Below are 8,464 nucleotides of genomic sequence, written 5' to 3'. Positions count from 1 at the left end.
AAAAGGCGAACGCCTTTTTCTACTCTGGCTCTTCTTTCCTCCCTTTTCTCCTTCTTTCCCCACGATTTTCACAGAAAAAGAAAAGTGTTCCTTTACCCGAACACAAGGTCATACATATGCTTCCATGTCTCTAAATCAAACACGTCGAGAGCGGAACCATTTCCAATAATACTGTAACCTGTAATAAGTCCGGCCAGCAGGGCAATAAAAAGAAGAAACGGTACAAGCATGATCCTCAAAAGTAGCGGCATACCTGCCCGGCTCTTCGCTCTCTTTTTTACGGAAGACTTCTTTTTCTCCGGCGCCCTTTGTGCGGCGGCATCCGGATATAATGTTTTACGTTGTTCCGGCATTCTATCAACCTCTAAAAATTCGATTGGTAATGTCCATCATCTGGTCATTATAGGACAGCGCCCGCGCATTGAACTGGAGCGCCCGCTGCGCTTCTATAAGAGAGGTCATCTCTTTGCGCAGGTCGACGTTGGACATCTCAAGTCCACCCTGGCGTACAGCGATACCCTGTGTCATTGCTGCACCGTTCGCGTTGCTTAATCGGGCAAATTCGTTCAACTGAGCCCCTTGCGGCAATTGGTAATAATTTTCCCCGACCGGGTGTAATATATTCGGGTTTTGCACGCTATATACGCCGATGCGAGGCCCTATCTGTTCCTCGCCGTTTAAGCGGTACGTAATCTGTCCGTCCGCCTTGACGGTAAAATGGGTGGCTCCTTGCGGAATCGTAACCGGCTGCGGAGTTGCGCCATTATCCATGACATAATCGCCTGCCGCCGTTACCAGCTGCATTCCGCCATTTATAGGCATCCATTTGAGATTGCCGTTTCTCGTAAACAGCGTCGCCTGATCTCCGTTCGCCTGCCGCCGCTGTACACGGAAGAACGCATCTTCCCCTTCCAGGTATAAGTCTGTGGGTATGTCGGTCGTTTTTATTGCGCCCTGGTCGAAACTTGTCTGGATTACCGCCTCTTTTGCGCCAAAGCCCGGACGAGTCCCCGGCGGTGTAAGCCGGCTCGGTTCATGGTAGGCATATGGCTGATTATTTAAATGCCGGATAAGGAAGGAAGCGAACGCGGTGTCCTGACTCTTGTATCCGACCGTATCAGAGTTGGCTATGTTGTTCGCAATCGTATCCACACGCAGCTGCATCGCTCGCATGCCGGAAGCGGCATTAATCATTGAGTGATTCATAACCTACACCTTCTCGTTAAATTTTCCCGACTTCGTTCAACTTCTGCAGCGTCATATCGTACGCCTGCAGCACCCGCTGGTTCGATTCGTAGCTGCGCAGCACAGTCATCAAGTCAATCATCGTCCTGCCCGCGTCTACGTTCGAACGCTCAATGTATCCCTGCTTCAGCGAAACGGCCGGATCATTGGCCGGATTATACAACACCGGTGCTCCCTGGCCCGTATAGCGGAACGTGGTATCCGCTTCTTTCTCCAGGCTGCCGGCAGCGTCATCAATTCGATATAATCCCAACTGTACAGGGACCGCGTTCGGGTTACCCGGCGCAATTAGCTGTCCGGAAGGTGTGATCTGCAGATTCTGTTTATTTAATGGTGCACTGCCCAGCAACGCACGCAAATCGATCGGTTGATTATTGGCATCGAGTACCTGGTAGCCTTCAATCGTAGTCAATTGTCCGGCCTCGTTCATGGATAAGTTTCCGCTGCGTGTGTAGTATGTCTCAGGCTCTCCGTTCTCACCCGGCTTCTGAACAGCGAGAAACATGCGCGGCTGCACCTGTCTGCCGCCGATATCTACAGTCGGCAAACCTTGATCGACGATCGCAACATCCAGCACTTTTCCCGTCTCAAACAGATCTCCCTGTGCGAAATTCGGAACGAGTTCCTGGTTGTATACCCCGTGCGAGAGACGGCCGATCAGCTGGTTCGGTCCCGGGAATGCGGGCAGCCCCGCTACTCCCCCATTCGTATCACGAATGCGCTCCAAAAGCAGTTCGGGGAATGTGCGAAATGTGGAGTTATCCGCTTTGTATCCCGGCGTATTGACGTTCGCCAGGTTGTTCGTTAATGCATCTTGCCGCGCCTGATTGGCAATCATGCCGGAAGCGGCGGCGTCTATTCCACGCAGCATACTCTTCACCTTACTTTTCTATGAGAATTAAGAGGAAAGAAGAAAAGGGAAGAAAAAAGTCTTTGCCTTTTTCCACATTGAAATCATTCCCTCGTTCTCTTCTCTCTTTTCCTTCGTACCGCAAAAGCCAGCCGCCCTTCCCTCGATTTTCCTATCGGGGTTGCGGCTGAAAAGCCATGAGAGTTTTCTTACCTCAAACCACGAAAAAACGATGGATAATGATTTATATTATAGCAACATCATACCAAAAAAAGTATGAGTACGGATACCTATGAAAATATCTTTTTCTTAAGCCTGCGCTGCGCGTGCTGGGGGGACTTGTCCAAATTCTCCAGCATAATGCCGGTTCCTACCGCTACACAGGCCATCGGATTTTCTGCAATCATCACAGGGACTTTCAGCTCTTCCATCAGGAGGCGATCCAATCCGTGCAGCTGTGCGCCACCGCCCGTCAGCATGATGCCATGGTCGATGATATCGGCGGATAATTCCGGCGGGGTACGTTCAAGCACGTTTTTCGAAGCGAGAACGATGGCCTGAGCGACTTCCTGCAGCGCTTCACATACTTCTTCGGACGTAACGGTAATCGTCTGCGGCAGGCCCGTAACCATGTCGCGGCCGCGAATATCGATTTCATCCTTGCGCGATCCGGGAAAAACGGTACCAATTTGAATCTTGATGTCTTCAGCGGTGCGTTCGCCGATGAGAAGCTTGTACTTGTCTTTAATATATTTTATAATCGCGAGGTCACACTTGTCCCCGGCCATCTTAATAGAAGAGGCGGTGACGATGTCTCCCATGGAAAGCACGGCTACATCGGTTGTTCCACCGCCCATATCGACCACCATATTGCCGTACGGCTGGAAAATATCCATTCCGGCGCCTACAGCGGCCACTTTCGGTTCTTCTTCGAGGAACACTTCTCGCGCTCCGCATCGCTGTGCCGCTTCCCGAATCGCTTTCTGTTCAACGGATGTAATATTGGTTGGAGTACAAATCAAGATGCGCGGCCGCGCCATGAATCCTTTTACGCCTATCTTTTTCACAAAATAATTCAGCATGGCTTCCGTAATCTCAAAATCCGCGATCACCCCATCCCTCAGCGGACGAAGGGCGACGATATTCCCAGGTGTCCGTCCTACCATGCGCCGCGCTTCCTCACCGACAGCCAATACACGCTTCGTCATGCTATCAATCGCTACGACCGATGGTTCATCAAGCACAACGCCGCGCCCTTTCACATAGATGACGACGTTGGCCGTACCCAAATCAATTCCCATATCTTTGCCCAACATGTGAGAGCCTCCCTGTAACTGTTATATCATCAGAATATTGTACTACGCATATTGTCCTGTCACAAGGAGAATTTTTACCTAGGCAAGCTCTTCCGCTTCCTCCTTTCGATATGATTTGCTTCTGCGTTTGTACTTAATCTTCGTCGCTTCCCCTCCCCGCAGATGACGGACAGATTTGTGATATTCAAGAATTTCTTTGACTTCGTTTGCTAGTTCAGGACTAATCTCGGGTAACCGTTCCGTCAAGTCTTTGTGCACCGTACTCTTCGACACGCCAAACTCTTTGGCAATCTTGCGAACGGTATTCCGGGTTTCCACAATGTAGTGGCCGATTTTCATCGTCCGCTCCTTGATGTAATCGTGCACGCCTCTCGCCTCCTAAGCTAATTGGTCAGTGGTCTGATACATTATATTGGGGCAAGGGTCTATATATGCGAAAAAAGGCTGATAGCATGTACTAATCAGCCTTTTTTCTTTGTTTTCTCGTATTTTCGTTTTATTTTGCCTGAGTCGTATCGTCCGTTTTCGGCAGATATTGTTCCGGTGCCACCGCTTCTCCGTTTTTGTGTACTTCGAAGTGGAGGTGGATGCCGAGATCTTTCTCAAATACGTTGCGTCCGGCCATGCCGAGGACAGCACCGCGGTCTACCGTATCACCGACGTCTACTTTCGTGTCTTCAAGGCTGGCGTATACGGTAGAAAGGCCATCCTTATGTTCAATTTCAATCTGGTAGCCAAGCATCGGGTCGCGTTCGGATTTTACGACTTTGCCTGCTGCAGCGGCTGTGACTTCAAATGATTTTTTGTCCTTGGCGGCAATAGCAATACCAGTGTTCGGCCAGTATGAATTGTCATACTGCACAAGGGCCGCTTCCTGAGCTTTCTTGTCGGATGTATCATCGAAGAAACCCATCACTTTTTCGGTAGCTTCCAATTTGGCCGGCCAGACAAGCGTGCTGTCAGGGGCATTGACCGGAACAGCAGGTTGCTCATTCGTTCCCTCGGTGACTTGCATCGGTGCCGATTGTTCCTGTGACGCAGCTTTCTGCGGTGCAGGATTGGCCGGGAATTCTTTGCTGTTCTGATACCACATTACGCCCGCGAGAATGATAGCGGCTGCCCCTAAGTACATTGCGGGAAAAATCCATTTTTTTCCGAATAAACGTTTCCATCCGCCAATCTCGACTTTTTGGATTGGTGAGGAAGATTTCGTAGATTTTTTTTGTTCATCCATTGTTTTATCACCTCAGAGATCAGTGTTGACAGGATATGAGGCGAATAAACATGGTGTCGAAATTTTTTGTATAAAGAAAGAAACTTTTTCACTTCAGCCATTTCTCCCCGCTTTCGATTTTTACGCCTTTATAGAAATAGGCGACAATCTCTTCCGCCGTCTTTCCTTCTTTCGCCATGCCATTGGCGCCCCACTGGCTCATTCCGACGCCGTGACCGTACCCCAGTGTGCGGATGATAACTTGATTTTTTTCAATCGACAAGGAAAAATGCGAGGAATTAAGCCCGAGAAGCTCTCTTACTTTGCGTCCGGTAAATGTCTTGTCCCCAATTCTGATTTCTTTTACCCGTTGTCCCACCGTGCGTGAGATGACTTTTTGCCATGTTCCGCTCCCTGCGGCGGCAGGCTGGGCGATTTTTGTTTTCAGCTTTTTCTCCAACTGGTCGACCGTCATCGTAACAGTCTCCTGATAGCGCGGCGATGCGGTATCCCACGGCACCTTTACACTGCGAAGATACGGAATGGTATTTCCCCAGTATTCTTCTGAGTTTTCGGTATAGCCATTGCTGGTAGAGAAGAACGTCGCGTTAATCGGTTCATTCTGATAGGTCAGAACTTGTCCCGCCGTTTCTTCCACCGCCTGGCGGATTCTCGCTTCCTTCCATGTATAGGAGCTTCCCCACCGCTCCCGTTTCTGCTTTTCATCCATATATACCTGATGCTTTACCGTATCGGTTACATGTGCACCCTTCGGTACGTCACTGAAATCTTTTTTGGCGAGGCGAAGCGCAATATACGTTCGCGCCGCAAGCGCCTGGGCCTTCAATGCCTCCATCTCAAATTCGGCAGGCATCTCTCCGGATACAACTCCTGTCACATAATCTTCGAGTGGCACGGTATCAATCTTACCGTTCTCTACCCGAAAGACACGGACGGAAAAGTCGATATATTTTACTGCTTTGTTGGCGGCAGGCGAACTCCGGCTTTCCCGGGTATGCTGCGCCGGCGGTTCAGCGGGGTCCGGGTAGATAAGCACAAGCGTTGACGGTACAACGAGCAGAATGGCAATCATAGCGGCGACAATATAGAGTAATGGTTTCATGGCTCACTCCTTCCGGCTGCCTGGCGGACAACTTATCTCTAGAAATCTATGCATGCAGAAAGGAGAGTATGCTTACGAAAATCGTGAGAAAAGAAGGAGGGGATAGGGGAAATGAGATCCGGAGAAGAAAAAGGCCCTCCTGAGAGCCAGCGCTCCCCGGAGGGTCTTTCGGTAAACAGGCTAATATAAATCTGAAAAATAATCGTTAGGCAAGAGAGGCTTTTGATGAAGAAGCCGCTACAGCCATATCGTCATTTTTCTCTTCCTTAACAAGCTTCACAACCGGCGTATTGTGGCGTTCAATATCTGCGCCCAACCCGCGCAGTTTGCCGACAATATCCACATAGCCACGGTCCACATGATGCAGCTCGGTCACTTCAGTTTCGCCCTCTGCAATCAAACCGGCCAGAATCAGCGCTGCCCCTGCACGCAGGTCAGTCGCTTTCACTTTCGCGCCGGTCAGGCGGGCTTCGCCGTTTACGACAGCGGTACGCCCTTCGATTTTGATGGCGGCACCCATGCGCTTGAATTCATCCACATGCATAAAGCGGTTCTCAAAGACCGTCTCTGTAATCATGCTGCTGCCTTTTGCGGACAGCATAACCGCCATAAACTGTGCCTGCATATCCGTCGGGAATCCCGGGTGCGGAAGTGTTTTTACATCCACACACTTCAGTTCAGACCCGCAATATACGTGAACACCGTTCTCCGTCTCTTCGATAACTACGCCCATCTCGCGCAATTTCGCTACGACAGGCTTTAAGTGGTCGGTAATCGCATTCTCGATAAACACGTCACCGCGCGTAATCGCCGCAGCCACCATGAAAGTTCCTGCTTCAATCCGGTCAGGAATGACGCTATGTACGGCACCAGTCAGACGTTCTACACCATCAATGCGAATGGTATCCGTTCCCGCTCCGCGCACGCGCGCGCCCATTGCATTTAAATAATTCGCCAGATCGACAATCTCCGGCTCCTGTGCCACGTTCTCAATGATGGTCGTGCCTTCGGCTAACGCTGCCGCCATCATGATATTTTCGGTCGCGCCTACGCTCGGGATGTCGAGATAAATCTTCGTTCCCTTCAGCCGACCCTCCACGCTGGCATAAATATAGCCCTGGCCGATCTCCACCTTTGCTCCCATCGCTTCAAAGCCTTTCAGGTGCTGATCAATGCCCCGCGAACCAATGGCGCATCCGCCCGGCAGCGGCATCTTCGCCTGGCCTTTACGTGCCAGAAGAGAGCCCATTACAAGGAAAGAGGCACGCATTTTGCGAACCCACTCATAAGGCGCTTCCACCTCTGACAGGTTCGTAGCATCCACCGTCAGCGTCTCAGCTTTACTATCGTATTGTATGTTCACATTTAGTGCACGAATGACTTCGCTGATTGTATACACATCATCTAATCCAGGTACCTCATGGATTACACTCGTACCTTCTTCTGCCAAAATCGATGCTGCAATGATGGGCAATACGGCGTTCTTGGCGCCATGTACCCGTACTTTTCCGGATAGACGTCGTCCACCTCGGATAATGATCTTGTCCACGTTACATTTCCCCCCGCGTCCTGCTAATATTCCGCTGTAATTATTGGTATTCCTGCTGTTATCATCGTTCCTTGCATATATGTGTCATAATGCATTGCAACTTGCAAGTTCATGGATCGATGGTTCGTCTCAATCATTGTATTAACTTGGGGCGAATAAGCTGAGTAGCTAAGGACCGTTTCTTCTTCCAGACTTTCGACCATTGTTCCTTCCAGAGAAGCCAGCAACTGGCTGGCTTTCTTCTTTTGCAAGTCATTTTCCAGTTTACCACTAAATTTTCCTCTGATACAAGAGATAAATTGCGGTAGTTCGGAACTATTTATGACATTCCGTACATAGTCTGCGGTTATGTTTTTGATTAACGGTACCTGGTTTTCTTTACCCCGGAACGTAAATCCTAAACCGCCGGTAATTTCATTTTTTTCCCTCGGAGAATGAAGGGTTACGTAGATTTTCTGTTCCATTCCTGCACCGTTTGTGCTCTCGCCGCGATATATGCGAATGCCATCCTGTTCCTCTTTCCTCCAGGTGTCAATATTTGCGGTTTTGGCAATGGCTTGCAAAAAAATCTCTGCTTCCTGCGCGGTTTGAAAACGAAAGCCATCCCACTTCATTCGCACCTGAATTTCTTCTACCCGAGCACCTGTCGCTTTGACGGCACCAAGCAGAACGGACGCATCAGCAAATGCACGCTCCACCGTCTGTTCCCGTAAAGCGGAGGATGAAGCTGTACCGGCCAGCACCGGATAGCCCAGCATCATAATGAGTGCAAACGCCGCAAGCAGCAGGGTATACTTCCCCGTTTCCTTCGTTTTCATTTTATATCCCTCTCCCGTTTCTCTTGTTTACTATTCATTCTGCGCGAAAAACGGGAGGCCTATACCGCCTGACACCTAGAAAAATTGCCGCAGCAGTTGTGTCCATCCGAAATAATCGGCGAAAAATGAAGCAACATTATGTCCGATGACAATGGATAGGAGAATCTGCAGCAACTTGGACTGCGGTCCCTTGGGATTGCTGACAAATAAATCAAAACGGAACGCCTGCAACGCCCAGAAGCTCAATGCAATAAACACAAGCGAAAGTAAAATATTAATAATTCCGGCGATCGCCATGATTTTCCCTTCCCCCCTTTCTATTAGCCCAATAAGAAAAACTCGCGGGCGTT

General features: G+C 49.8%; 10 protein-coding genes. All 10 read right to left on the bottom strand.

What is annotated here, in order from left to right:
* Window positions 1-92: 92 nt before the first annotated feature.
* Window positions 93-353 carry a DNA-directed RNA polymerase subunit beta gene (locus tag B2899_RS00615; RefSeq protein ID WP_246147390.1) on the bottom strand — a complete coding sequence of 87 codons (261 nt, stop codon included), beginning with the start codon at window positions 351-353 and terminating at the stop codon, window positions 93-95.
* 4 nt (window positions 354-357) lie between these two features.
* Complete coding sequence (locus B2899_RS00610; protein WP_146811546.1) at window positions 358-1,206, bottom strand: flagellar hook-basal body protein; 849 nt, start codon at window positions 1,204-1,206, stop codon at window positions 358-360.
* Window positions 1,207-1,222: 16 nt separating this feature from the next.
* The gene (locus B2899_RS00605) at window positions 1,223-2,116 is read right to left on the bottom strand and encodes a flagellar hook-basal body protein (protein ID WP_146811548.1); all 894 of its coding nucleotides are present in this window, start codon (window positions 2,114-2,116) and stop codon (window positions 1,223-1,225) included.
* Window positions 2,117-2,385: 269 nt separating this feature from the next.
* Entirely contained in the window at window positions 2,386-3,411 is a 1,026-nt protein-coding gene (locus tag B2899_RS00600) for a rod shape-determining protein (RefSeq protein ID WP_146811549.1), read from the bottom strand.
* Between the two features lie 78 nt (window positions 3,412-3,489).
* Entirely contained in the window at window positions 3,490-3,777 is a 288-nt protein-coding gene (gene spoIIID / locus B2899_RS00595) for a sporulation transcriptional regulator SpoIIID (RefSeq protein ID WP_146811551.1), read from the bottom strand.
* Between the two features lie 130 nt (window positions 3,778-3,907).
* Window positions 3,908-4,645, bottom strand: a complete 738-nt coding sequence (locus B2899_RS00590; protein WP_146811553.1) for a M23 family metallopeptidase — start codon at window positions 4,643-4,645, stop codon at window positions 3,908-3,910.
* Window positions 4,646-4,733: 88 nt separating this feature from the next.
* Entirely contained in the window at window positions 4,734-5,747 is a 1,014-nt protein-coding gene (gene spoIID, locus B2899_RS00585) for a stage II sporulation protein D (protein ID WP_286883244.1), read from the bottom strand.
* A 205-nt stretch (window positions 5,748-5,952) separates the two neighbouring features.
* Window positions 5,953-7,296, bottom strand: coding sequence for a UDP-N-acetylglucosamine 1-carboxyvinyltransferase (gene murA / locus B2899_RS00580; RefSeq protein WP_146811558.1), 1,344 nt, complete (start codon window positions 7,294-7,296; stop codon window positions 5,953-5,955).
* A gap of 23 nt (window positions 7,297-7,319) precedes the next feature.
* On the bottom strand, window positions 7,320-8,114 hold the full coding sequence (locus tag B2899_RS00575) for a YwmB family TATA-box binding protein (RefSeq protein WP_146811560.1): 795 nt from the start codon (window positions 8,112-8,114) through the stop codon (window positions 7,320-7,322).
* Between the two features lie 75 nt (window positions 8,115-8,189).
* A partial coding sequence (locus tag B2899_RS00570) for a DUF1146 family protein (RefSeq protein ID WP_349679030.1) occupies window positions 8,190-8,464 on the bottom strand: 275 nt, incomplete at its 5' end.

The sequence above is a fragment of the Aneurinibacillus sp. UBA3580 genome, assembly GCF_002375825.1.
GTDB lineage: Bacteria > Bacillota > Bacilli > Aneurinibacillales > Aneurinibacillaceae > Aneurinibacillus > Aneurinibacillus danicus.
The sequence above is the reverse complement of the archived record's forward strand: the minus strand, read 5'-3'. Positions and strand labels throughout refer to the sequence as shown.